Below are 901 nucleotides of genomic sequence, written 5' to 3'. Positions count from 1 at the left end.
CGTATTTTAACTTCCAGAACTGTAGGGACTACAGAGTTAGCCTAATCAATATCCGACCAATAGGTGGGAGTTCTTAGGAATCTCCATCTTCAAAATCCCTTAGGATTTAAGGTGGAGTAGTTCAATACAGATTAATAGTAATGTTTCATGTATTTCCACAGTTATTTCACATAATAGTCGTATTTACCCCCTTAACAGTTTATATGTAGCGTATAAAATAGATTTTTTACAATTCTGTTACATCCTGATTTTTGACTATATCACTTTTTTAACAGCATCCTACTTGTCTCCCGTTCACTCCGTACGTCCACTTTTGAGAAAGCAACTGGATATTTCACAATAATTCTTGTTATTTATGAATATGAAAGCTTCTATATTCAACTATTACAATCCCTTATTAGAAAAAAAGATAGTAGATATAACTGATATTACTAATTGCTTATTGAATAATAAAATTATCGACAATCGAGTAGGGGGTAAATAATTAATTTATTTACCGTCCTCTCACACCACCGTACGTACGGTTCCGTATACGGCGGTTCAATATCTTAAGTAAGCAGACTCTGCCAGTTGGTTTAGTGAAACTAAACCCCACTGGTAGAGTCTTTTCGTTGTAAGTGCCCGATGAACCTCGGGCGTTTTGGATAATCGCCAATATTTCTTGCGTGAAAAACCAATACGTTTAGCACTATCTATATCTAGACCTAAACGTTCTAATCTGTTAATCTTAGTTCGTATCTTTTTCCATCGCTTAAGAACAAGTTGTCTGATTCTGTGATGCAGCCATTGCTCCACTTTCTTCACGAATGATTTGATGAAGCCTGTGCCGAAATAATTAATCCAGCCTCTTGTTCTGCTGTTTATTTCTTTGACAATCTCATCAAACTTCCCTGCTCGTTTA

The 901-nt window shown here is 35.7% G+C and carries 1 protein-coding gene; it reads right to left on the bottom strand.

The features are described 5' to 3' along the window. Positions 1-540 precede the first annotated feature (540 nt). A partial coding sequence (locus tag ACYQ2O_RS12455) for a group II intron maturase-specific domain-containing protein (protein WP_459796733.1) occupies positions 541-901 on the bottom strand: 361 nt, incomplete at its 5' end.

Source organism: Alkalibacterium sp. m-11, from assembly GCF_054658155.1.
The sequence above is the reverse complement of the archived record's forward strand: the minus strand, read 5'-3'. Positions and strand labels throughout refer to the sequence as shown.